This window comes from Agathobaculum sp. Marseille-P7918 (assembly GCF_964248325.1).
Taxonomy (GTDB): Bacteria; Bacillota; Clostridia; order Oscillospirales; family Butyricicoccaceae; genus Agathobaculum.
On record NZ_CAXTXI010000005.1, the window covers coordinates 172,277 to 196,795 of the forward strand.

Sequence of the window (24,519 nt, forward strand, 5' to 3'; positions counted from 1 at the left end):
GTGGAAAGGATGTGATGAGATGCAGGTGATACGGTATTTGAATGGCAGACGCTTGCATGGCATAATGCCGCCGCTGTTGCTGGACCGGGAAGGAATCGGCGCTTTGCTGGGTGTCGCGCGCAGCAGGCAGCAGCTTCCATTGCCTGACTCGGCCCCCTCTGCTATACTGGAAACGGAGGGATGCAGTCTCGGAAGGGATGAAATATGAAGCATACAGCGCTTTACTTGCGCGTTTCAACCGAGGCACAGGCGGATGAAGGCTATTCGCTGGCGGCGCAGGCGGAAAAGCTCGAGGCATACTGCCGCATGAAAGGCATTGCGCAGTTTGAGCGTTATGTAGACGGCGGCTTTTCCGGTTCCAATCTGACACGACCGGCAATCACTCAGTTGGTGGAGGCAATACGCGCCGGTAATGTGGAGCGCGTGGTAGTTTACAAACTGGACCGTCTCAGCCGCAGTCAGAAAGATACGCTTTACCTCATCGAGGACGTTTTTTTGCCGCATGGCGTGGACTTTGTGTCCATCAATGAGAATATTGATACCGGCAGTCCATACGGGCGCGCAATGATTGGTATTTTGTCTGCTTTTGCGCAGCTCGAGCGAGAAAATATTTTTTTGCGTACCCGTATGGGCATGGTGGAACGTGTTAAGCAGGGCTATTGGCCGGGCGGCGGCAAAATCCCGTTTGGGTATGACTATGACGCGGATAAGGGGATTCTGGTGCCGAACAGTGACGCAGAAACCGTGCGTGAAATCTATGCGCGGTATCTGGAGGGGCAGTCGACCGGGCGGATTGCGCGTGAACTGGGGCTGAAATATGAACATCTTGTGCGGCAGATTCTCTTGCGGGAGAGCAATACAGGGGTGATAGTTTATCGTGGGGAGACGTATTCCGGGAGGCACGAGCCGCTCATTGATAAAAAAACGTTTGAACGCGTTCAGCAGCGTTTACAGCGTGTGGACAAACCGCGTGCTGCCTCATCCGGTAAACTGCTGACCGGGCTTCTGGTCTGCGGGCATTGCGGAGCGAAAATGCGTTACCAGAAATGGGGCGGTGCAGGCGATAAGCTGGTATGCTATTCGAGAGATAAATCCAAGCCGCATCTGGTGCACGATGCGAACTGCCCGAACCGCGGCGTGATGGCGCGGCAGGTGGAGTCGGTCGTCATCCGTGATTTGTCCCGACTGGCCGCTGAGCCGGTTTCGCCGCGCGGCAGCAAGAAAGAGCCTGCGGAATGCCGGCATGCGCTCGAGCGCGCACAGCGCAAGCTGCGCCGCTTATATGAGCTGTTTGCGGAAGGGGAGGATGATACCCTGCGGGACGCGATAGCTCGCGCCAGGCGGGAATGCAGCCGTGCAGAGCAGGCGTTGGAGAGTGCCAAGCAGGCAGAGCGGCAAGAGGAGCAGGATGCCGCGCGACAGGCGCTGCAAACAATAGGCTCTTGCTGGGACCGGCTGAGCGATGTGGAGAAGCAGGCACTGGTGCGTGCCTGCGTGCAGCGAATCGTACTGCAAAACGATAAAATAGAGATATTTTATGTGATTGAAGGCGCAGAGGTGCGTCAATCCTCTGCGGGATAACTGTTTTCGACTTTGTATGTTCATGCCGATGATTATTGGGGAAATTCGGAGGTATCTGCGCGATAACAGCGCGCTGCGAGTGTCGCGCAGTCTGCGGGACACCGCTTACAAGGCACTGCAGGCCAAGGAGGCGTTTGTGCGCGAGCATCAGCGTGAGCCGGACATTGTGGAGCTGGCAAAGCTGATGGATATGCCGAAGGAAGAGGTTGTACTGGCGTTGGACGCCATCCTTGACCCGGTCTCGCTGTTTGAACCGGTGTTTCATGACGGCACGGATACAGTCTGCGTGATGGATCAGGTAGGGGATAATAAAAATACCGATGAGCAGTGGCTTGCCAGCATTGCATTGCGGGAGGCTATTGACAGCTTGAACGAGCGGGAGAAACGCATCATCCGTCTGCGGTTTTTCGAAGGGCGTACTCAGATGGAGGTGGCCGACGAAATCCACATTTCACAGGCGCAGGTGTCCCGTCTGGAAAAGGGGGCGCTGGAGCATATTCGAAAACGCATATAATATAGGAAAAAAGCAGGCCGTTTCTGGCCTGCTTTTGCGATATTTGGATTTATCGGGTATCGGAAGCACTGTTGATGGGCGTGGTACCAAAGGTGACACGCGAGGAGGGAATCCCCTGACGGGACATATAGCCAGTCAATAACTGTACGGTTTGCGCTGTGTTACGGCTGTGGTGCAGTCTGAGGATAACGGTTGCAGTGGTTGAAGCAAATTGCTGCGCGGTGGTGGCGTAAGCGCGTGCCGAGGACTGTGTATCGTCCCCACAATTGAGAGTAGTGTCCCACAGTCGATAGCCTGCTCCGGTTAATGCATCGCGCTGCGCCTGCGTCAGCTTGTTGCAGCCGGTATCGTTGGAGACAATGCGGGCGGATACGCCGGTCAGAAAGTTCAGCCGATCGTTGGCGGCAGTCAGCGAAGCCAGCATATCCTCGGATGAAGTTTGTTCATTTGCATTAAGCAGGAGGGCAGGGGTATGTCCCTCTGCGACAATGCGGCGGATTACGTCGTCCGGCCAGGTAGAGGTATCGGTCGGCAGGAAAAATGTTGCCAGTCGTCCGGCGCTTTGCAGTGCATCCAAGATAGCGGGTGTTGTGCTGGTCGTTGGTGCGCCGTAAAAGGTTAAGTACACACGGGCAGGCTTTTGAGCAGGCTGCTCTTCTACCTTTGGAATGGGCGGCTCCGTCGGCTGCGGCGGCGTGGGCGGCACATTATCCGAGGGTTGGGAAGGCGTAATACCCTTATATGCATTAATTGCGCTTTCGATAGCACTGCCTTGAGTGGAGGCAAAAGAAGAGTCACTGGAGGCAGAACCATCCGTGATTCGAAGCACAGTTTCGCCATAGGCAGACAGCGTGGAATAGCTCAGTCCAAATTTGCCGCAGCACAGCTTAACGGGCACATAAATCGAGCCGTTCATATCATAAGCCGGGGTGGAATAGCTATTCAGGTTCTGGTCATATACATATCCTTCTGTGGTGGAAAAGCTGAGTGTTTCGCCGCCGGAAGACAGATTCAGCACATTATCCTCGTTGGAAGCCGAAACCCCCAGAGAAGAGAACACGCTATATGGGACATACAGTTCACCGCCCAGCCGTGTCGGCATGGTGCTGTCGGACAAGGGCAGGAGCGTATCGTTGACCGCGGTTAATGTCAGTGCGTGGGCCGGTGCGGGGAGCATAACGGTAATGAAAGCTGCGCAGAGCACAAGGCTGAGCAGCTTTTTCAGCTTGCGTGGGATACGCGGTCACTCCTTTCAGCAAATTATACGAACATATTATAACAAAAAGCAGATGGTTTGTCATCCTTCTTGTAAAAAAACGCCTTGCTTTATCTTGGCAAAGTGCTATAATGAAAGGGTACAAAACCTATAACAGAAAGAGTGAATCCACCATGCTGCAGATCAGAACACAGCTCACAGACCAAAAAAAGCCCAAGCCGGACGAAAATAAACTGGGTTTCGGCATCTATTATACCGATCATATGCTAATCATCGACCATGATGAGGAGCAGGGCTGGCATGACGCCCGTATCGTGCCGTACGAGCCGCTGTCGATTGATCCTGCGGCGATGGTGCTGCACTATGCGATGGAATCCTTTGAAGGCTTGAAGGCTTACCGCACGCCGGATGGCTCGATCCAGTTGTTCCGTCCGGATAAGAACGCGCAGCGTATGATCAATACCAATCATCGTATGTGTCTGCCCAGCCTGCCGGTAGAGGATTTTGTGCAGGCGGTCAAGGCAATCGTGTCTGTGGAGAAGGATTGGGTACCGCATCAGCCGGGTACCAGCCTGTATATCCGCCCGTTTGTCATTGCGACTGAGCCGCACCTCGGTGTGCGTCCGTCCAAGACCCATCAGTTCATCATCATCTGCTCGCCGGTTGGCGCGTATTACTCCACCGGCATCAACCCGGTCAAGATTTTTGTTGAGGATGAGTATACCCGCGCTTGCCCGGGCGGCACTGGCTTTACTAAGTGTGGTGGCAACTATGCGGCCAGCTTGATTTCGCAGGTTAAGGCACACGACCTTGGTTACGAACAGACCCTGTGGCTGGACGGCGTAGAGCATAAGTATGTTGAAGAGGTTGGCTCGATGAACTGCTTCTTCAAAATTGACGGCACGGTTTATACTGCTCCCTGTGTGGGCACGGTATTGCCGGGCGTGACCCGTATGAGCTGCATTGATCTGCTCAAGCACTGGGGTATTCCGGTATCTGAGGAACGCCTGCCGATTGTGGATGTCATGAAGGCATCTAAGGACGGCAAGCTCGAAGAAGTGTTCGGCACTGGCACGGCGGCGGTTATCTCTCCGGTGGGTGAGCTGCGCTATGAAGGCGACGTGGCTTATATCAACAATGGCGAGATCGGTCCAATCACCCACAAGCTATATGACACACTGACCGGTATCCAGTGGGGTACGCTGCCCGATGAGCTGGGCTGGACAGTCAAGGTAGATTAATCAAGCGGTTTTTCCGAAAAAGCAAACGCCCTTCAACGCATTATGCGTCGGAGGGCGTTTTTTTGCATTCCTGTTTAAAAGAGCTGCAGTTGGCCGTCTGCCAGATTGATGATTCGCAGACCGTTTTGTGCTGCCATACGGACGGTCTGCGCGGTACCGCCCGGTTTGCCGTCAAAATAGCAGATGAGCAGGGAGGAGGCGTCGACCATAAAGCGATTGCGCGCCGCATAGCATCCGGTGTAATAATCGCGGGACAGGGCGAATACGCGGTCGGCTGCAAGCAGACAATGATTGAAGCGTCGCTTCCATTCGGGAGGGTAGCGGTCGGCCTGACGGTCAAACGGAATGGCACAGAACAGCTGTACCGGCAGTGTGTTTCGCGCCCGTAGCACTGCCTCAGCAGCCCATAGATCAAAACCGGTGGACATACCGGAAAAAAATACAGAATATCCTTGTGCTGAGGCATTTGCAATTGCGTGGTCAAGCGCGGCAGTCAATGTATCGATAAGAGGATCGTTCGCAGAAAAGGGCATTTTCTCGACACGATAGCCTGAAAAGCAACAGGTTGCGGCACGGTTGGTCTGCATTTTCATCCCTCCAATCAGAACAAATGTTCTATTGTTGACAGTATACATCACCGCAGAGGAAAACGCAAGTTGTAAATACGAAAAAAAGCTGGTACAATAATAAAAACTGCGGAGGAAAGAGGAGGGGGCCATGAACGGACAAAACCGCTTTTTCTATTTGGTCAAGCGCATGGTTTACCGGTATTTTTCGGATGGCATTCCACAGGCGGCAGCAGAATTGTCATATTTCCTGCTGTTTTCGCTTTTTCCGCTGTTGATTTTCCTGAACGCACTTCTCGCTCGATTGAATTTGTCGATGGAGGGGATTGAACCAGTGCTGGAAATGCTGCCCAAGAGCTTGCAGCAGTTAATTGTTTCCTATTTGGAGCAGCTTGCGGCAACGCCGCCGGTCAGTCCCATGCTGATTGGTATTGGGTTGACGTTGTATTTCCTCTCGCGCGCAGTGCGCTCGATGATGCGCACAGTCAATGATATTTACCATGTTGAGGTTGCGCGTGGTATGATTTGGGATGTGCTGATTTCGTTCGGCATCACGGCGGGCTTTTTGGTATCGGTTGTGTGCAGCTTTGTGCTGGTCGTTGCGGGCAAAGCATTGATTCGTCTGCTGCCGCGCTTGGCACCGATTCCGCAGCCGGTACTCAATATGACGCATGACGCCAGCTTTTGGGTGATGATTCCGTTCATTTTTGTATTTTTGATGTTGTTTAACCGCATTGTACCCAATCTGCATCTGAAGTTTCGAGAGGTGTGGCCGGGGGCATTGTTTTCTTTGGTGGCATGGCTGCTGGTTTCGTGGGGCTTTTCGTTTTATGTGGATAATATGGCAAGCTACTCTGTGCTGTACGGCTCGCTTGGCGCTATCATTGTGCTGATGCTGTGGCTGTATATTGTCAGCATGATTCTCTTAATGGGTCCGCAGCTTAACCATACCTTGGTGGTCATGCGGCTGTATCGGCTGGAGAACGAAAAGCATATTGATTGAAAGGTTTCACTTGGTTCATAGAAAAAAAGGAGGACAAGAAAATGAAAGTTGTAGCGATCAATGGTTCGCCGCGAAAGGGCGGCAACTGCGCGCAGATGCTGGAAGTGCTCGGCGGTGTGCTGGCAAAGGAGGGCATCGAGTTTGAAGTATGTCAGCCGGGTGCAAAGGTGCATCCGTGCATGGCCTGCTATCATTGCCTGAATAACAATACACTGCGCTGCGTACAGGCGGATGACGGTGTCAACGAAATTATTGAGAAGTGCATTGCGGCAGACGCGATCGTGTTGGCTTCGCCCGTATATCACGGCGGTATTGCGGGGAGTATGAAGTGCGTGATGGATCGGATCATGCTGGCGGCTTGCTGCGGTGAAAACCAGTTTCATCATAAGGTCGGCGCGGCACTGTGCACGCTGCGTCGTTCGGGCGGCATGGAGACGTATCAGCAACTGCTCGGTTTGATGGATGCGATGGAAATGGTGCTGGTCACTTCGGATTACTGGAACGCTGTGCATGGAGCGGACATTGGTGAGTGCAAGCAGGATATTGAGGGGGTAGAAGTCATTGAAAAACTCGGCCGCAATATCGCATGGATGCTAAAGGTCATCGATAAAGCAGGAATCGCCCCGCCGGAGACACATAGCCGCACCATGTTCAACTACATTCGATGATACAAAGGAAGGCACACATGTGCCTTCCTTTTTCAATTGGGACTGGCGGTTGCATTCGGATATGCAGCTGGAAAAATATTGAATTCTAAACAAAATTCACAGTTTATTAACAGGATGTTACCGAATTGTCGTTGAAGCCTTGCGTATTTCCAGATACAATATATACATGGGATAGTATATAATGGAAAGGTGGATACTATATGACGGCAGAACACGATATCTTGCAGGTCACGCCGCGGGTAGAAGCGTTGGCGTCGCTTTGTGCGAGGCATGATCACATAGATGCTGCACTGTACAAAGAGTACGATGTGAAGCGTGGCTTGCGTGACCTGAATGGTGAAGGCGTGCTTGCGGGACTGACACACATATCGGATATCATCTCCAAAAAAGAGGTAGACGGTCAGCTGGTTCCCTGTGATGGCGAGCTGTATTATCGCGGCATCAAAATCAATGATCTGGTGCAGGGATTTATCCGGGATGGGCGCAAGGGCTATGAGGAAGTCACTTATCTGCTGCTTTTCGGTGAATTGCCGGATGCAAAGCGGCTGAGCGATTTCAAAAATCTGTTGGCGCAGGGACGCACCCTGCCGACAAATTTTACGCGTGATGTCATCATGAAGGCGCCGACGCACGATATGATGAACAGCCTTTCCCGCAGTGTGCTGACGCTGGCATCCTATGATAATAATGCCGATGAAATCACACTGCCCAATGTGCTGCGTCAGTGCCTGATGCTGATTTCAGTGTTCCCCATGCTTGCGGTCTATTCATACCATGCGTATAATTATTATGAGCGTGGCGAAAGTATGTACATCCATTATCCATCGGACAGCTTGTCCACGGCATCCAACTTCTTGCGCATGCTGCGGCCGGATATGCAGTATACACCATTGGAGGCCAGCGTGCTGGATCTGGCGCTGGTGCTGCATATGGAGCATGGCGGCGGCAATAATTCTTCGTTTACCACCCATGTGGTCACCTCATCGGGTACGGATACGTATTCGGCGATTTCCGCAGCACTCGGCTCACTCAAGGGGCCGAAGCATGGCGGCGCAAATTATAAGGTCGTTCAGATGTTTGAGGATTTGAAGAAGAATGTGACGGATACGACCGATGAAGAAGCCGTAGCAGATTATCTGGGCCGTTTACTGCGCCGGGAGGCGTTTGACCGCAAGGGCCTTATTTATGGCTTAGGCCACGCGGTTTACTCCATCTCCGATCCCCGTGCCGAGGTATTCAAGTCTTTCGTCGGGCAGCTGGCCCATGAAAAGGGCAGGGATGCAGATTTTGCGCTCTATTCTCTTGTTGCGCGACTCGCGCCTGAGGTAATCGCGCATGAACGTCACATCTATAAGGGCGTTTCGGCAAATGTTGATTTCTATTCTGGTTTTGTGTACTCCATGCTGGGATTGCCGCCTGAACTGTACACCCCGGTGTTTGCGATCGCCCGTATTGTCGGCTGGAGCGCGCATCGGCTCGAGGAGTTAGTGAATACGGATAAGATTATTCGTCCGGCTTATCGCTGTGTGCAGCCGGCAACGGGATACGTGTCGCTCAAAGATCGTTGACCATAGATTTGGATGGGAGGAAGAAAAATGCAGTCAATTGGATTTATTGGCGTAGGTGTAATGGGACGTTCCATGGTGAAGAATCTGCTCAAAGCAGGTTACGAGGTGGCGATTTATTCACGTACCAAATCCAAGCTGGAGGATTTTCTGGCAGAAAACAATGTGACATGGTGTGATTCTGCGGCAGAGTGTGCATCCGGCAGAGATGCGGTGATTACAATGGTGGGCTATCCAAAGGATGTTGAGCAGGTTTACTTCGGACAGGAGGGTATTCTTGCAGCAGCCAAGCCGGGTACCTATTTGATTGACATGACAACAACTGACCCAAAGCTGTCCGTTCGAATCTATAAAGAAGGCGCAGCGGGTGGTCTGCATGTGCTCGATGCGCCTGTTTCGGGCGGTGATACAGGCGCAAAGAATGGTACATTGTCCATCATGGTAGGCGGTGAGGAAGTGGATTTTCAAGCCTGCCTGCCGCTGTTTGAGGCAATGGGTAAGCAGATTGTATACGAAGGTCCGGCAGGAGCGGGTCAGCATACCAAGATGGCGAACCAGATTGCCATTGCGGGCACGATTGCAGGCGTCAGCGAAGCGCTGGCCTATGCCGAGCGAGCAGGACTGGACACGCAGAAAATGCTGGACAGCATTTCCAAGGGCGCAGCTGGTTCGTGGCAGATGGAAAACCTGATGCCCAAGATGATGCGGGAGGATTATGCGCCCGGATTTTTCCTGAAGCATTTCATCAAGGACATGAAAATTGCGCAAGGACAGGACTTTGGCTCTCTGCCTGTACTCGAGCGGGTCTGCACGATGTACGGCGATTTGGAGGCTGAAGGGATGGGAGATTTGGGAACGCAGGCGCTCATCCGCTATTATCGGGGAAATAACGAGTAAACCAAATAGGAACATAATAAAGGCTCGGAACCATTCGGTTCCGAGCCTTTGTTTCATGCTGCGATGCTTAGTCGATGTCCAGCGCATCCTTTACCTTGTCCCAGAAGCCTTTGCGCTTGCTCTGGTTTTCGTCTGTAGAGGTCGATTCAAACTCCCGCAGCAGCTTTTTCTGCTTTTCGGACAGGTTTTTCGGCACTTCAATGGTCACACGGACATATTGGTCACCGCGTCCGCGGCCGTTTACATTTTGAATACCCTTGCCCTTCATACGGAATACCGTGCCGGTCTGCGTACCCTCGGGCACCTTATACTCGACACGTCCATCGATGGTCGGCACCTGCAGCGTATCGCCCAATGCTGCCTGCGTAAACGAAATCGGAATATCCACATAAACGTCCTGGCCTTCGCGTGTAAAAATGGGATGCGGACGGATGGAGATGGTCACGAACAGATCGCCTGCCGGACCGCCGTTGATACCTGCGTTGCCCTGACCGCGCTGCTGGATGGATTGTCCTTCATCAATACCGGCCGGAATATTCACCTTGAATTTGCGTGTCTTGCGCACACGGCCTGCGCCGCCGCACTTGCTGCACGGCTTTTTAATAATCTTACCCGTACCGCGGCAGTTCGGGCAGGCTCCCTGTGTTTGGAACATGCCGAGCGGTGTGCGCTGCGTCTGTGTCACGACACCGGTACCGCGGCAGTTCGGGCAGGTTTCCGCACTGGTGCCTTTTGCAGCGCCGGTACCGCCGCATTCATCGCAAGCCTCAATGCGGTTGACCGAAATTTCCTTCTCGCAGCCAAACGCCGCTTCTTCAAAGGAAAGTATGATATTCTGTCGAATGGATTCGCCGCGCTGAGGAGCGTTGCGGCGCTGAGAACGTCCGCCGCCAAAACCGCCGCCAAAGAATGAGCCGAACAGGTCGCCAAGGTCGCCCATATCAAAGCCGCCGAAGCCGCCAGCGCCTGCACCGCCGCCGTAGCTCGGGTCAACACCTGCAAAGCCGAACTGGTCATATTTCGCACGTTTATCCGCATCGGACAGCACTTCATATGCTTCGTTGACCTCTTTAAACTTGTCGGCAGCCTCCGGATTGTCTTTATTCAGGTCGGGGTGATACTTGCGGGCAAGACGGCGATAAGCCTTTTTAATCTCATCCTCGCTTGCGCCTTTTTGTACGCCAAGCACCTCATAATAGTCTCTTTTATCAGCCATTGTGATCCCTCAAATAATGGAAAATAGCATGCCGCAGGGCGGAACGGAAACCGTTCCGCCCAACGCGGCATGGAAATTACTTATTCTGATCGTCGTCCTTGACTTCGGTAAAGTCTGCGTCGACAAAGTCGCCCTGTGCGCCGCCCTGTGCACCTGCACCCGGCTGGCCGCCCATGTTGGCGCCGCCCTGCGGAGCCTGCTGCTGATAGATTTTGCCAGCCAAATCGCTGAACTTCTTGGAGAGGTTATCGGTCGCCAGCTTAATCATGTCAGAATCCGTGCCCTTAAGCGCTTCCTTGACCTTGTCGATCTCGGCCTGTACGCCGCTCTTTTCGTCCGCGGTCAGCTTGTCGCCCAGATCGGTCAGTGCCTTTTCAGACTGGAACACCAGCTGTTCCGCGTTGTTGCGGATTTCAACGGCTTCCTTATTCTTCTTATCCTGCTCGGCGTACTGTTCCGCTTCGTGCATTGCCTTGTCGATTTCCTCCTTCGAGAGGTTAGTCGATGCAGTAATGGTGATCTTCTGTTCCTTGCCGGTGCCCAGATCCTTAGCCGATACGTTTACGATGCCGTTGGCATCGATATCGAAGGTAACTTCGATCTGCGGTACGCCGCGCGGAGCCGGAGCGATGCCGTCGAGGGTGAAGCGGCCAAGCGTCTTGTTGCCGGCTGCCATTTCACGCTCGCCCTGCAGGACGTGAATCTCAACGGACGGCTGGTTGTCAGCTGCGGTCGAGAAGATCTGGCTCTTCTTGGTCGGGATGGTGGTGTTGCGGTCAATCAGCTTGGTGCATACGCCGCCGAGAGTCTCGATGCCAAGAGACAGCGGGGTAACGTCAAGCAGCAGTACGTCCTTGACCTCGCCGCCAAGTACGCCGCCCTGAATGGACGCGCCGATGGCAACGCATTCATCCGGGTTGATGCCCTTGAAGCCTTCCTTACCGGTGATGCCCTTTACGGCTTCCTGCACGGCCGGGATGCGGGTGGAGCCGCCGACGAGCAGAACCTTGGACAGGTCGGAAGCGGACAGGCCGGCATCGCTCATTGCCTGACGAACCGGACCCATGGTGCGCTCCACCAGATCAGCCGTCAGTTCGTTGAACTTAGCACGAGTCAGTGTGAGTTCCAGGTGCTTCGGGCCGGTCGCGTCCGCCGTGATATACGGCTGGTTGATGGAGGTCTGTGCCATGCCGGACAGCTCGATCTTCGCCTTCTCAGCGGCTTCCTTCAGGCGCTGCATCGCCATTTTGTCGTTGGACAGGTCAATGCCGTTGGATTTCTTAAACTCTGCTACCATCCAGTCGATGATGCGCTGGTCGAAGTCGTCGCCGCCGAGGTGAGTATCGCCTGCGGTGGACAGAACTTCCAGAACACCTTCGCCAATGTCGAGGATGGAAACGTCGAACGTACCGCCGCCGAGGTCATAAACCATGATCTTCTGCTCGGCTTCCTTATCTACGCCGTAAGCCAGGGCCGCTGCGGTCGGCTCGTTGATGATACGCAGTACTTCCAGACCCGCAATTTTGCCTGCATCCTTGGTCGCCTGACGCTGAGAATCAGAGAAGTAAGCCGGAACCGTGATAACCGCCTGCGTTACCGGCTGGCCGAGGTAGGCCTCTGCGTCTGCCTTCAGCTTCTGCAGAATCATTGCAGAAATTTCCTGCGGGGAGTAGGGCTTGCCGTCGATGTTGACGCGATAATCCGAGCCCATGTGACGCTTGATGGAAATGATAGTGCGGTCAGCATTGGTGACGGCCTGACGCTTTGCCACCTGACCAACCATGCGCTCACCGTCCTTGGAGAACGCAACAACAGACGGTGTGGTGCGCGCGCCTTCCGCGTTGGGGATAACGACGGCTTCGCCGCCCTCCATAACGGATACGCAGGAATTGGTTGTACCTAAGTCGATACCGATGATTTTGCCCATAATTGATAGCACTCCTTTATGATAACTGTTTGCTTTACAAGATTTTAGTTGGCCACTTTGACCATCGCATGACGAATAACCTTGTCGCCGATTTGGAAGCCCTGCTGGAACACTTCGGCAATCTGATTTTCACCGAATGCTTCGTCCTCCACATGCATCACAGCATTATGGAAATTCGGGTCGAAGCCGGTACCCGCGGACGCTTCGATAATCGTGACGTTCAAGCCCTTGAGGCTTTCGACCAACTGGGTCATGGTCATTTCCACGCCCTTTTTGTACTCGGCGTCTGCTGTTTCTGCTTTCAGCGCACGCTCAAGATTGTCGTAGGTTGGCAGCAATGCTTTGACTGCGTGGCTGACCGCATCGTTGTACGATTGTTCGCGTTCACGCTGGCTGCGCTTACGGAAGTTGTCGTACTCCGCAGCCATGCGCAAGTAGCGGTCGTTGAGTTCGTCAAACTTGGCTTTCCAGTCCTCAGCAGGCTGCGCCGCCGGTTCTTCGGTTACATTTGATTCAGCGGCGGTTTCCGCTGTCTGTTCCGCAGCCGCCGTCTGTTCGGCTTCGGCAGCTTCGGGATGTTTCTTTTTGCTCATATTGATTTAATGCCTCCATTTGCAGGGAAATCAGGAATTCCCGTCTTTTTCGTCCAAAAAGGTTTCCGCAATCAGCTTATTCAGCCCCTTGGCAAAGCGGCTGAGCTGCGCGGACAACTTGGCGTAATCCATGCGGGTCGGTCCCACGATACCAATGGCACCTTGGCCGATGTGGCCAATATCATATTTTGCGTAGATTGCAGAGGTTTCACACAAGGGATTTGCTCCGTTTTCCGGCCCAATAAAAAACTGGATACCGTCTATCTTGCGTGTGGCCGGCAACAGATGCTTTCTGTCATCCTCCATGTAATCGAGCAATGCCTGTGCCTTGTGCATGTCACGATACTCGGGGAAACGCAACAGTTTATTGGTGCCTTCCAGAAAAACCTTTTGGTTGCTTAACTCTTCAATCAGTTCTGCGATATATTCGGCAACCGGCGCAAGCAACGCAGAAAGACCAGCGGCACGACGTACAATGTCAAAGCGCTCCGCTGTGATATGACTGAGCGGCAGGCCGGTTAGCGTCTGGTTAAGAACGTAGGTGAGCAGCTCGGCCTCCTCTTTGGAAACATCGGCCATGGTGCGCACCATTTTATTCTTGACTGTGCCGGAGTCGGTTACCACCACGATAACAAAATTCATTTTGTCAATCGGAATGATCTCAAACTGTCGGATGGAAATTTGAGTCATTGCAGGGGTGATAGCGACAGAGGCATAATTGGTCAGGCTGGAGATCAGCTTGCCAGCCTCCTGAATGAGACGGTCAAGCTCTCGTACTTTGGTTTGCATCATGGTTTGCAGCGGCGCTTCATCCTCACCAGTGTCAGTTGGCTGCTCCATCAGCTCATCCACATACAGACGATAGCCCTGCGGCGAAGGAATACGGCCGGCAGAGGTATGCGGCTTTTCCAGATAACCCATTTCTTCCAACTCGCTCATTTCGTTGCGAATGGTGGCGGAAGAAAAGGGGAGGGAATGCCCTTCTGTCAATGCCTTGGAGCCGACCGGCTCGGCAGTGCGGATATAGTCACCGATAATCGCCTTTAGGATTTGTTTTTTTCGCTCGGACAATTCCACCGAACCTGACTCCTTTCTGTTAGGGTTTAGCACTCATCCCTCCTGAGTGCTAAACTTAATTTACCATCCTGCGGCTGCAAAGTCAAGTGCCGTTTATGAATATTTTGTTAAATGATGCGCCCATCTTTGTCACACGACAGAAGGGAGTGCCAAGGCTACAAGACCGGCAGGAGAATTCGGCGTCTCCGGCTTGCTTTTCAGAGCGTGAAATGATATGATATTGTATGGAGAAAAGCGGCAGTCGGCCGTGTGAGAGAGAAATATATTCTCATAAAAGAAGGAGACAAATCACATGAAAGAAGTAAAAACAGGTATTGTTGGCCTGGGCCGTCTTGGCGCTGTGCATGCGGAGAATCTGGCCTTCAAGATTCCGGGATGCCGTCTGGTTGCTGCATGCTCACTGGAGCAGAAAGAGTTGGATTGGGCAAAGGATTATCTCAAGGTTGATTATGTAACAACGGATTATAAAAAAATGGTGGACGAAGCGGATATCGAGGCCGTGGTTATCGTTTCCTCGTCGCCCGAGCACTGCTGGATGATTGAGTATGCTCTGGATGCCGGCAAGCATGTCTTTACAGACAAGCCGCTTGGCTGCTCGCTCGAGGAGTGTAAGCGCGCCGAGGCGGCGGTGGAGCGCCATCCGGATAAGGTGTTCTTCTTAGGATTTATGCGCCGTTATGACCCGTCTTATGCGGACGCAAAGGCGAAGATCAATGCTGGTCAGATTGGTAAGCCGTATCTGGTGAAGGCAACCGGTCTGGATCCGGAAGCGTTAGTTGAAAGCTGCATCAAATTCTCCAAGACTTCGGGCGGTATTTTTATTGATGCTGCATCGCACGACATCGACCTGATGCGTTGGTTCCTCGGCGGCGAGGTGACCGAAGTGTACGCTGCGGGCACGACCTTCAAGCATCCCGAATTTGCCGAGAACGGCGATACTGAGACTGGTATGGCGATGCTCAAGTTTGACAACGGTACGGTTGCGTTCCTGCATGTTGGTCGAACTGCGCCGCACGGATATCATACCGAAACCGAAATCGTTGCAACCGAAGGCCATATCCGCGTAGCGGGTGTTCCGTGGAAGGATCGCGTCATGGTATATGACCAGTATGGTGCACGTCAGGAAATTATCGAGAATTTCCCGCAGCGCTTTGCAGAGGCTTATTTGCTGGAGATGGTGGACTTCATTGACTGCATTCAGAAGGACCGTAAGCCTGAGTTGACAGTTTATGACGGTACCAAAGCGACGGTTGTTACCTATGCCATCACGGATTCGTTCCATACCGGCAAAGCGGTCAAGGTAGAATATTGATTTTTGTTTCATGATAGAGAACACCAAGCAGCCCCGTGCCATCGGCACGGGGCTGCTTGTACAATGCATGAAAAAAGCCGCCTTAGTGGGCGGCTTTTTGATAGAGCTTACTTATACATGGCAGGCTTGTCCATCATTTCAATCGGCAGGAATTGACCGGTGCCGCGCGAACGATTGAGCGCATCCGCTGCAACGCAGGCAGCATAGCCATCCCAAGCGGATGGGCCGGTCGGACCGCCGGCGGCAATCGACTTGACCCATTCGGTCAGCTCGATGTCATAGGCTTCGATGAAACGATCCTTCCAGTCGGTCAGGATGGGGAAGGAGCGGGTCGCATTGGCTCGCTTAACGACTGCATACGGGTCAGGCAGGTTGACTGTACCCTTCTCGCATACAACCTGACACTGAATGTCGTAGCCGTAGGCGTCGGCAACCTGCACTTCCACATCAATACGTGCGCCTGACTGGGTTTCCAGCAGAACAATCTGCGGGTTATCATATCCCTTAGTAGAGCAGGCAGACTGGCGTACCTTGAGCACTTGGCCGTTTGCATATTCATCAGAAAGCAGCCAGCGGCAAATGTCCAGCTCATGAATCGCAACATTGGATACACCCATTTCGGTCTGGAAGCCGTCAGGCTGCGATACGTTGCGGTGACATGCATGAATCATCAGCGGTGCGCCAAGCTCACCGGAGTCAATGATTCGCTTCATCTCAGCGTAGCCGCGGTCATATCGACGCATAAAGCCAACTTGCACCAATCGCTTGCCGTGTGCGCACTCGGCCTCGATAATCTTCTCACAATCAGCTGCGTTTTGTGCAAGCGGCTTCTCACAGAATACGTATTTACCATGCTTAAGGCACTCTAATACGTATCCGGCGTGGCTTGGATCGGAAGAAGCAATCAGTACCGCCTGCACCTCGGGGGCAGCAATCAGCTCTTCGCCAGTTGCATAAGCACGCAGCCCTTCATATTGTGCTGCCGTTTTGCGAGCAGCCTCTTCGAAATAATCGGCGCAGGCGACTACCTGACAGCCGGGGACCAGATCGTGCAGACGGCGAATATGATCGCGGCCAATGGCACCGCAGCCGATCACACCAATATTCAACATATAAATTCTCTCCTTTGCTAGTAATTGGTAAAAAACAAGTGAATGATATGACAACGTGTTATGCTTGACGTGGAAAATTGAAATTGCAGTCACATCTCATGGATTTATCCATTTTCTGAATAATCAGAAGCAGGGCATAGAGACTGTGAAGAGGAAAAAGACTGCCGCGAGCGGCAGCCTTTTTCGGTGTATGAAAATGAGTTATTACTTTGCAGCCAGACGGCGAGCCTTTGCCTCCATACGCTCACGGGTAACGTCGAGCAGAACGGCGCCAATAATAACCAGACCGAGGATCGAGTTCTGCATTGCAGAGTCGATGGACAGCAGGGTAAAGCCGTTACGCAGGGTCTGGATGATCAGTGCGCCGAGCATGGTGCCGAGCATAGTGCCCTTGCCGCCCATGAAGGAAGCGCCGCCGATGATGCAGGATGCGATAGCGTCGGTATCGTACGGCTGGATTGCGTTAACGCCGTTGCAGATACCGGAACGGCCGATGGAAACAAGGCCGGCCAGTGCAGCCATCAAACCGGAGATTACATAGCAGAAGGTCAGAACGTTTGCGGAATTGATACCGGACAGGCGGGTTGCTTCCGGGTTGCCGCCTGCGCAGTAGATCGAGCGGCCCAGTGCGGTACGAGTCAGCAGAACATGCATGATGATGTAGATAATGATAACCATGATGAAGCTGATCGGGAATTTGCCGATAGAAGAGGAGCCCAGCCACATAACGCCGTCCAGACCAGAGAAAGAAACCATCTGAGAGCCGGTGACGATCAAGCCAGCGCCCCAGAGTACGTTCTTCATACCGAGGGTAGAAACGAAGGGGTGGGGCAGGTGCAGACGGGTCAGCAGAGTACCGTTGATCCAGCCGATCAGAACGCCTGCAACGATGATGACAATAATCAGGACAATAGAGTTATTGACACCCTTGTTGACCATCATACCGGCAAGGCATGCGCAGAACGTAGCGTTCGCGCCAACAGAAAGGTCAATACCGGCGGTGATCAAGCACAGCAGCATACCAACCGAAAGCAGGCAGTTGAACGACGACTGACGCAGAATGGACATGAAGTTGGAAAATGTTAAAAAGTTACGCGAGAAAATCGTGAAAATAATGCAAAGAATCAGCAATGCGCCGAACGTGCCAGCATAAGTCATCAAATTACTGGACTTTTTTGTTTTAGTCATCTAATTTACCTCCCCAAGCAGCCTTCATAAGGTCTTCCTGATTGAAATGTTTGCTGTCGCGGTCTACATCCGCCATAACCTCGCCGCCGCGCATAACGATAACGCGGTCACTCATACCGAGGATTTCCGGCATTTCGGAGGAAACCATGATAACACACTTGCCTTGCTTGACAAGATCGTTCATAACGTTGTAAACCTCAACCTTGGCGCCAACGTCGATACCGCGAGTCGGCTCGTCAAAGATAAAGATGTCAGCATCCGTGTTAACCCACTTGCCGATAACAACCTTCTGCTGGTTGCCGCCGGAAAGCTGGCCGACAATTTCATCAATCGACGGAGTTTTGATGCGAAGAGAAGCAATATTCTTCTCGCCAACTTCTAAAATTCGCTTTTCATTCAGGAAAGGTCCATTGCTGAAGCCCTTCATGTTTGCAAGAATCAGGTTGGTACGAATGGTTTGTGCAAGAACCAGACCTTGACCTTTACGATCCTCGGTCAGGAATGCAATACCTGCTTTAATAGCCTGACTCGGGGACTTGATATGTACTTCCTTGCCCTTGATGATAATTTTGCCGCTGTCAAGCGGATCCGCACCGAAAATGGCGCGCATGGTTTCGGTGCGGCCTGCACCAACCAGACCGGCAAAGCCGAGAATTTGTCCGCCATAGGCTTCAAACGAAACGTCGCGGAGCACGCCGGCTTCCATCAGATGCTCAGCCTTGAGCATCGGCTCGGCGCTCTTAGTGCCGAATTCCTTGGGGAATTGGTTGTCAAGAGAACGACCAACCATCGCGGTGATCAACGAATCGTTATCCCACTCGTCAATCGGCTTGGTGGAAATGTACTCGCCGTCACGGATAACGGTGACGCGGTCGCACAGCTCGAACAATTCTTCCAGCTTATGCGATACAAAGACGATGCCGATGCCGCGCGATTTCAGCTCACGGCAGGTTTTCATCAGCTGCTCAACCTCTTTTTCGCCAAGCGAAGAGGTCGGCTCGTCCATAATAATCATTTTTGCGTTAATCAGAACTGCCTTGGCAATTTCGATCATTTGCTGTACGCCCATACCGAAGTTGCCGGCAGGCTTGGTCGGGTCTACATCCTGACCAAGAGAGGCCATAACTTCCTTGGCCTTCTTGTGCATGGTCGAATAGTCCAGCAGGCCACCTTTGCCTTTGATCCACTTGTTAATAAAGATATTATCTGTAATGCTCAGAAGTTTTTCAATATTGAGTTCCTGATAAACACAGGCGATGCCGGCGGCCGCAGAGTCATTCGGATTCTTGAAATGCTGTTCTACTCCGTCAACAAAAATCTGGCCCTCGTCTGCCTGATGTACGCCGGTCAATACCTTAATCAAGGTCGACTTGCCGGCGCCGTTTTCACCGATCAAACCCAAAATTTCTCCGGGCTTTACGGCGAGCTGCATGTTTTTCAGAGCCACTACGCCCGGAAAACGCTTGGTTGCGTTTTTCAGCTCTACTACGTATTCACTCATTTGCATATCACCTTTTCTTCTCCGAGATGAAGTGCGGGACATAACGGAACTGGTCTCGGCACAGTTGCAGGACAAAGCTGTGATAGTGGAAACATAGCGCTTTGTCTCAGTCTCGCGGGGAATCCGTAACTGGAAAGAACCCCTGCATTGATTATTCAATCCTGCAGGGGTTCCTCCCTTTTACTTAAAACTTACCTACAAGAGCGGCTTGCAAATTACTCGCCCAGATAGCTCTTCAGGGTGTCCAGACGCTCCTGCGCGTTGTCCTTGGTAACAACAGAGCAGCCAGAGTCAACGAACTCAGCCGGAGTCTCGCCGTTCAGAGCGGATACAGCGGTCTCAACTGCCTTGTAGCCCATGTCATAAGCTTCCTGTGCAACGGACATGGTCTCTTCACCGTTCAGGATAGCGGTGCAAGCGGACTGGATGCCGTCGAAGCCAACAAAGATGGTGTTGGCATAAGCCTCGTTGCTCTTAGCAGCGCGTGCAGCTGCCATTGCCATATCGTCGTTGTTGCAAACGATGATTGCAATGCCTTCCGGATGGTTCTGCATGATAGCTTCCATGGAGTTTGCAGCCTTGTCGGCAACAGCGTCAGCGTACTGGATTTCGTCAGCAAGGAAGGTGCCGCCGGCCTCTTCGATGCCCTTCTGGTAACCGGTCAGACGAGCGGTAGCGGTGCCGTCGCCCTGTACGCCGGAGATTGCGATTGCCTTGATTTCGGTCCAGCCGGCTGCCTGAGCAGCTTCAACAGCAGCTTTGCCGCCCATTGCAGCAGCTTCTTCGTTACCGGTGCCTACGAAAGACAGAACTTCCGGAGCGTCGATATCGGTATCAACCGCGATAATCGGAGCTTCCTGACCAGCGATCAGAGTCTTAACCAGATCAGCCTGCAGCGGAGCGATGACGAAAGCGTCATATTCGCCGGAGTTCAGGTCAGTCTCAATCATGTTCTGCTGCTCGTCGTAAGCGGTTTCAGAGGAAGCGCCCTTAACGGTAACCTTAACGTCCGGGTTATCAGCCATGTACGCTTCAGCGCCGGCCTGAACGTAGCCCCAGTACTCGGAAGCCGTGGTCTTCAGGATGACGTCGATGGAGTAGCCTTCGCCGCTGGACTCGCCAGTGGACTCGCCAGTGGTGTCACCGGTGGAGTTGGTGTTGCTGCCGCAAGCTGCAAGGCTTGCACACATAGCGCCTGCGAGTAACATTGCCAGTAGTCTCTTCTTCATGATAAAACCTCTCTCCTTTTTTTGCGCAGGAGGCAAATGCGGTTCGGGGATTCCGGTGGCCGAAAAGGAAGATATCCCTTGCGGCAAACCCGCGTTTGCTCGCTGCTCTTCGTGTTGTCCTGCCATATGTAGGACACTGGAACGCTCCAACGTTCTGGTAATATTTTAATGCATCTGTGGTGCTTTGACAAGAGTTTGTTGTTATTTTTGTCGGTAATAGCGAGTTGGTCACGGGTTGCTTTGTGCAGGTTCACAAAGAATGGTTTTGCAAACGGAAAACATAGGGTGTGCATTGTGCAAAAATTTCATTTATGGGTAAATTTCATGAGGAAATCAGGGGAAAAGTATGTCTAATTTGGGCATATTTTGGAGATATCCCTTGCGGGTGAAGGTTACAGTGTGGTAAAATTATAGCAAATCTAACTAGGGGAGAGGGATTATCGCATGAAGCTGGCAATCAAGACCTGTACGTTGGATATGCCGTATGAAAAAATGCTGGACTTTTGTGTGGAGCAGCGCATCGCGGCGATTGAAATCGGAACGGGAAACTGGTCGGGCGCACCGCATTGTGATTTGGATTTATTGGTTGGTGACCGGACTGTGCGGGAGAAGTGGTACGACGCTATGCGCGCCAGAGGTTTGGAACTGTGTGCGCTGAACTGTTCTGGCAACCCGCTGGCCTATGAAAAGGAAATGGACGTGACGAAAAAGACCTTTGCGTTGGCGCAGATGCTGGGGGTGAAGAAAATCGTCATGATGAGCGGTTTGCCAGCCGGCTGCAGGGGAGATAAAACGCCGGTTTGGATTACCACATCCTGGCCGCCGGAGACACAGGAGATTTTGGCATATCAATGGGATGAGGTCGCGATTCCCGCATGGAAGGAAATTGTCAAGATGGCGGAGGACTGCGGTATTGAGAAGATTGCGCTGGAAAACCACGGTATGCAGCTCGTCTACAATCCGGAGACCTGTCTGCGGTTGCGCGAGGCGGTCGGTCCGATGGTTGGGATGAACCTGGACCCCTCGCATCTGTTCTGGATGGGCGGCGACCCGATTGAGGCAGCGAGAGTGCTCGGTGAGCACGGCGCTATCTATCATGTACACGGAAAGGATTCCCGTCCGGAGCGCCGCTACTGGCAGCCGAACGGCATGCTCGATACCAAGCCGATTGACGCCTTTGCAAAGCGGGCATGGAATTATGTTGCGGTTGGCGCGGGACATGACGCCAAGTGGTGGAAGGAATTCTTCTCAGTGGTGCGTATGTCGGGGTATGATGATGAGATTTCTCTGGAAATGGAGGATCTGACGCTCTCCATGCTGGATGGACATCTGGCCAGCCTGCATGTTCTGCGCGAAGCGTTGAATATTGAGTAAGGAAAATTGTGCGGTTGATTTTGCATGAACCGGAGTAGAGTATCTCTGCTCGGGCTCGTATATAAGGATTCATCCGTGGTAAAACACATACGCGCGGATAATCAGCTGCGTGCATAGTTCAAGGCTGACGGCTGCTTTCATAATTGGAATAAAGAAAAAGTGCTGCCGAATTTTCGGCAGCACTTTTTTAATCGTTCTGATGCATCAACATCTCGGCATAGCCCTGCAGCTCTGCCTGGGAGTGGACGCAGTCGCCGCGCTCAATAATCATGCGGCGGACATGAGACGGCAGCAGGGAGAAATAAGCGTGTGCAGAACGATTGATGGCCAGCATTTCCGTCAAATTATGATATCGATTCATGTAAATTCACCTCTGTTTCAGTATCGCCTTCAGCAGGCAAGAATATTCTCCAGAATGTTAAGGATTTTCACACCATAATCCGCGCCAGCCGCCCAGCCGTATCCCTGTGGATTTTCCTGCATACCGAGATACTGTACTGTCGGTGCAGCGCCGCGTGTGACGAGCGAAAAGCGCGGGTCAATTACCGGATTGTTCAAGGGGGATTTGTTGGCATATGCTTTCAGATGCTGTACCTGCGCTCGGATGCCAAGCTGCGGCGTATCGAACGAAGCGCCGAGCATGCCGTTATCCAAAACGCCTAGCCCGCAAAAGTTATTCTGCTCCAGCTTGACGGCGCTGTCCTTGAAGGTAAAGTTGCCTGTTTCGAGACAGGACTGCGCAAACGCAATGTCGCCGCGGATGCCTTCAGCTTGTCCTTCGGATAGATAATAGGGAATCATATCAATAACGGACTGCGGCACATTGGGATTGACCTTTTTGATATAGGTCTGCATCTGCTGAGCGGTAGCCTGCGCGGTTCCGGATATATTGGTATAAGTAAAATATTTATCGACCGTTGCGGTACGAACATTATAGTAGGAGGCGCCGGGGCGCATGACCTGAGTCAAAAGCAAAGTGGAGCCGGGATTCAGATCGATGAAACGATAATCGTCCAGCGAGTGGAGCTTATTGCCTTTGGTGAAATCAAATACCGCCCATTGTCCGTTGACATAGACGATGTTCCACGCGGTGGACCAGCTTCGGGCCAGAAATGCTGGGATGCCAGCTTCCGAGAACATCCAGTCTGCTGCAGCTGCCAGTGAACGCGCGCTGACACTGCCGTTTTTGTTATATGCCTTGGCCCAGGATGCGCTGCCGCCGGTACGGAATTCCCGTTGCAGTAGCTGATAAATATAGGCAACACGCTCATCGTCCGTGGTCAGTGCAGACAGCTTGGCCATTTCGGTGGAGAAATACTGCTTGGCTGCGGTGTAATCGGATGCTGTTACTCCGTCAGTGAGCGTAAATGTATCGGTCAGGGAAGGACGGCTGCGCGCATCGCGTGAATACCCATTGGCAACTGTAACACTGCTTAAAGAAGTGGGCTTTGTGCCGAGATAGGCGTTTGCCATAGCCTGAAAATCGGCTTGGAGCATGTCCTTGTCGGGATTATCAAATAAATTGGAATCGGCAAGTGCGGTAAGACTGCCGGAATATTGCGGTGTTGCAGAGGCAGTGGAGTTGGTTAGAGCAGCGGTGAGCTTGTCCGCCCAGTAAAGATTGCTGCGATACAGCGTGTTGCCGGATGAAGCGTACAGGGGAGCACCTTTGACTGCGCGGAGCTGACTGATTAAATCACGCCAGTCGGCTGTGGAATCTCCGGTTACAACAGAAGCGTATCGGCTTGCTGTAGCGGAAAAGGAGGAGGCAGGCAAAACTCGCAGGTTGTTGGCTAAATCGTTCATTGCCGCAGACCACGTGGTTTCCTCCGCGTAAGGATAAGCGGCATATGCAGTGATACGTCGATTGTCATAGTTGTAAGCAACGCCGAAATCAACAAGATTACCCAGTGCACGCAAACCAATATAATTGTTACCTTTAATATTATATACGGTAGGCGAGATGGGCGAGCCATTTAAATAAAGAGTTTGACGCGTGACAATGGCAGGAGCCGGAGCGGTAGCGGTGTTTTGTATGGTGCTGCTTTCTCCGGACGCAGGAATGTAGGCATCGTCGGGAGTGATGTGAACGGCGTTAGCAGCGCTGTCGTATGTAACACCGAAATCCAACAGCCGGCCTAAGTCGCGCAGCTTGAAATAAGTATTTCCGTCGATATTGTATATGGTAGGGTCAGCAAAATGACCTGCCGCATCCGACAGAGTTGTGCTGACATAAAAGGTCTGGCCACCGGTAGCAGCAGGGAGTGCGTTGACCGCGGATGCAGAACAACCGAGAGCAGCGATACTCAGTGCAGTACAGAATAGGCGTTTAAGCATAGAATCCTCCAATGCGGGAAAATGTGATTGCCGAAGCCACCAAACAGCAGGATGTTAAGCATCTGGTGGCAACAGCAGATAATGGATGTATTATACCACGGAATAAGTGGGGATTCAAATGCAGTATATGGAGGTTTAGGGAAAAAGCAAAAAATATAGAAAAAGGTGTTGACAAAAGGCGTATGGGGTAGTATACTATTCAAGCTGCTTCGGTGAGAGGCGGCCGAACCGGAAAAGTTCGACAAGAAATGAAAAAACTTCTTGACAAACGCTTCTCGGTTTGATATACTAAATGGGCTGCTTCGGTGAGAGGCGGCGCGGGTCGAAAAAGTTTGAAAAGAAATGAAAAAAGTTCTTGACAAACCGAAATAAACCTGATATAATAAATAAGCTGTCACCGAG

The 24,519-nt window shown here is 52.5% G+C and carries 20 protein-coding genes and 1 pseudogene; 9 read left to right on the forward strand and 12 right to left on the reverse strand.

All coding sequences use genetic code 11. From position 1 onward, the window contains the following. Positions 1–204: 204 nt before the first annotated feature. Entirely contained in the window at positions 205–1,581 is a 1,377-nt protein-coding gene (locus ACESSO_RS09340) for a recombinase family protein (protein ID WP_373164817.1), read from the forward strand. 22 nt (positions 1,582–1,603) lie between these two features. Beyond that, positions 1,604–2,095 (forward strand): annotated as a pseudogene (locus tag ACESSO_RS09345) (sigma-70 family RNA polymerase sigma factor); the annotation flags it as partial. Between the two features lie 49 nt (positions 2,096–2,144). Here the strand turns inward: ACESSO_RS09345 and ACESSO_RS09350 are convergent. After that, a complete protein-coding gene (locus ACESSO_RS09350) occupies positions 2,145–3,299 on the reverse strand; it encodes a polysaccharide deacetylase family protein (RefSeq protein ID WP_373164819.1) in 1,155 nt (384 codons plus the stop codon). A gap of 185 nt (positions 3,300–3,484) precedes the next feature. Here ACESSO_RS09350 and ACESSO_RS09355 point away from each other — a divergent pair, with 185 nt between their 5' ends. Continuing rightward, entirely contained in the window at positions 3,485–4,552 is a 1,068-nt protein-coding gene (locus ACESSO_RS09355; RefSeq protein WP_373164853.1) for a branched-chain amino acid aminotransferase, read from the forward strand. 74 nt (positions 4,553–4,626) lie between these two features. Here ACESSO_RS09355 and ACESSO_RS09360 read toward each other — a convergent pair whose 3' ends face one another. Beyond that, complete coding sequence (locus tag ACESSO_RS09360; protein ID WP_373164821.1) at positions 4,627–5,139, reverse strand: SLOG family protein; 513 nt, start codon at positions 5,137–5,139, stop codon at positions 4,627–4,629. Between the two features lie 130 nt (positions 5,140–5,269). Between ACESSO_RS09360 and ACESSO_RS09365 the strand changes: the two genes are divergently transcribed. The 4 genes from ACESSO_RS09365 (at position 5,270) to ACESSO_RS09380 (ending at position 9,251) form a co-directional block, all read left to right on the forward strand. Continuing rightward, a complete protein-coding gene (locus ACESSO_RS09365) occupies positions 5,270–6,121 on the forward strand; it encodes a YihY/virulence factor BrkB family protein (RefSeq protein ID WP_373164823.1) in 852 nt (283 codons plus the stop codon). A 41-nt stretch (positions 6,122–6,162) separates the two neighbouring features. After that, positions 6,163–6,789 (forward strand): flavodoxin family protein, encoded by a 627-nt coding sequence (locus ACESSO_RS09370; protein ID WP_373164825.1) that lies wholly within the window; start codon positions 6,163–6,165, stop codon positions 6,787–6,789. A 200-nt stretch (positions 6,790–6,989) separates the two neighbouring features. Continuing rightward, the gene (locus ACESSO_RS09375) at positions 6,990–8,357 is read left to right on the forward strand and encodes a citrate/2-methylcitrate synthase (RefSeq protein ID WP_373164826.1); all 1,368 of its coding nucleotides are present in this window, start codon (positions 6,990–6,992) and stop codon (positions 8,355–8,357) included. Between the two features lie 27 nt (positions 8,358–8,384). Beyond that, on the forward strand, positions 8,385–9,251 hold the full coding sequence (locus tag ACESSO_RS09380) for an NAD(P)-dependent oxidoreductase (protein ID WP_373164828.1): 867 nt from the start codon (positions 8,385–8,387) through the stop codon (positions 9,249–9,251). 67 nt (positions 9,252–9,318) lie between these two features. On the opposite strand, the gene dnaJ is transcribed toward ACESSO_RS09380, so the two are convergent. The 4 genes from dnaJ to hrcA all read right to left on the reverse strand — a co-directional run bounded on the left by dnaJ (position 9,319) and on the right by hrcA (position 14,064). Next, a complete protein-coding gene (gene dnaJ / locus ACESSO_RS09385; protein WP_373164829.1) occupies positions 9,319–10,467 on the reverse strand; it encodes a molecular chaperone DnaJ in 1,149 nt (382 codons plus the stop codon). Between the two features lie 76 nt (positions 10,468–10,543). Beyond that, positions 10,544–12,394, reverse strand: a complete 1,851-nt coding sequence (gene dnaK / locus ACESSO_RS09390; protein ID WP_373164830.1) for a molecular chaperone DnaK — start codon at positions 12,392–12,394, stop codon at positions 10,544–10,546. 44 nt (positions 12,395–12,438) lie between these two features. Next, positions 12,439–12,987 carry a nucleotide exchange factor GrpE gene (gene grpE, locus ACESSO_RS09395; RefSeq protein ID WP_373164832.1) on the reverse strand — a complete coding sequence of 183 codons (549 nt, stop codon included), beginning with the start codon at positions 12,985–12,987 and terminating at the stop codon, positions 12,439–12,441. Between the two features lie 30 nt (positions 12,988–13,017). After that, a complete protein-coding gene (gene hrcA / locus ACESSO_RS09400) occupies positions 13,018–14,064 on the reverse strand; it encodes a heat-inducible transcriptional repressor HrcA (protein ID WP_373164833.1) in 1,047 nt (348 codons plus the stop codon). Positions 14,065–14,356: 292 nt separating this feature from the next. Here hrcA and ACESSO_RS09405 point away from each other — a divergent pair, with 292 nt between their 5' ends. Beyond that, on the forward strand, positions 14,357–15,376 hold the full coding sequence (locus tag ACESSO_RS09405; protein WP_373164834.1) for a Gfo/Idh/MocA family protein: 1,020 nt from the start codon (positions 14,357–14,359) through the stop codon (positions 15,374–15,376). A 107-nt stretch (positions 15,377–15,483) separates the two neighbouring features. Here ACESSO_RS09405 and ACESSO_RS09410 read toward each other — a convergent pair whose 3' ends face one another. The 4 genes from ACESSO_RS09410 to ACESSO_RS09425 all read right to left on the reverse strand — a co-directional run bounded on the left by ACESSO_RS09410 (position 15,484) and on the right by ACESSO_RS09425 (position 20,406). Beyond that, a complete protein-coding gene (locus tag ACESSO_RS09410) occupies positions 15,484–16,488 on the reverse strand; it encodes a Gfo/Idh/MocA family protein (RefSeq protein ID WP_373164836.1) in 1,005 nt (334 codons plus the stop codon). Positions 16,489–16,692: 204 nt separating this feature from the next. After that, positions 16,693–17,676: an ABC transporter permease gene (locus ACESSO_RS09415; RefSeq protein WP_373164838.1), complete on the reverse strand. Its 984-nt coding sequence runs from the start codon at positions 17,674–17,676 to the stop codon at positions 16,693–16,695. Then, positions 17,669–19,177 carry a sugar ABC transporter ATP-binding protein gene (locus tag ACESSO_RS09420; protein WP_373164840.1) on the reverse strand — a complete coding sequence of 503 codons (1,509 nt, stop codon included), beginning with the start codon at positions 19,175–19,177 and terminating at the stop codon, positions 17,669–17,671. Before ACESSO_RS09420 ends, ACESSO_RS09415 begins: the two co-directional genes overlap by 8 nt. Before the next feature lie 215 nt (positions 19,178–19,392). Further along, entirely contained in the window at positions 19,393–20,406 is a 1,014-nt protein-coding gene (locus ACESSO_RS09425; protein ID WP_373164841.1) for a sugar ABC transporter substrate-binding protein, read from the reverse strand. A gap of 444 nt (positions 20,407–20,850) precedes the next feature. Between ACESSO_RS09425 and ACESSO_RS09430 the strand changes: the two genes are divergently transcribed. Next, entirely contained in the window at positions 20,851–21,780 is a 930-nt protein-coding gene (locus ACESSO_RS09430; RefSeq protein WP_373164843.1) for a sugar phosphate isomerase/epimerase family protein, read from the forward strand. A 187-nt stretch (positions 21,781–21,967) separates the two neighbouring features. Here the strand turns inward: ACESSO_RS09430 and ACESSO_RS09435 are convergent, their stop codons facing one another. Both ACESSO_RS09435 and ACESSO_RS09440 read right to left on the reverse strand, forming a co-directional pair. After that, positions 21,968–22,141, reverse strand: a complete 174-nt coding sequence (locus ACESSO_RS09435) for a hypothetical protein (protein WP_373164844.1) — start codon at positions 22,139–22,141, stop codon at positions 21,968–21,970. A 29-nt stretch (positions 22,142–22,170) separates the two neighbouring features. Continuing rightward, a complete protein-coding gene (locus tag ACESSO_RS09440; protein ID WP_373164846.1) occupies positions 22,171–24,117 on the reverse strand; it encodes a glucosaminidase domain-containing protein in 1,947 nt (648 codons plus the stop codon). Positions 24,118–24,519: the final 402 nt, after the last annotated feature.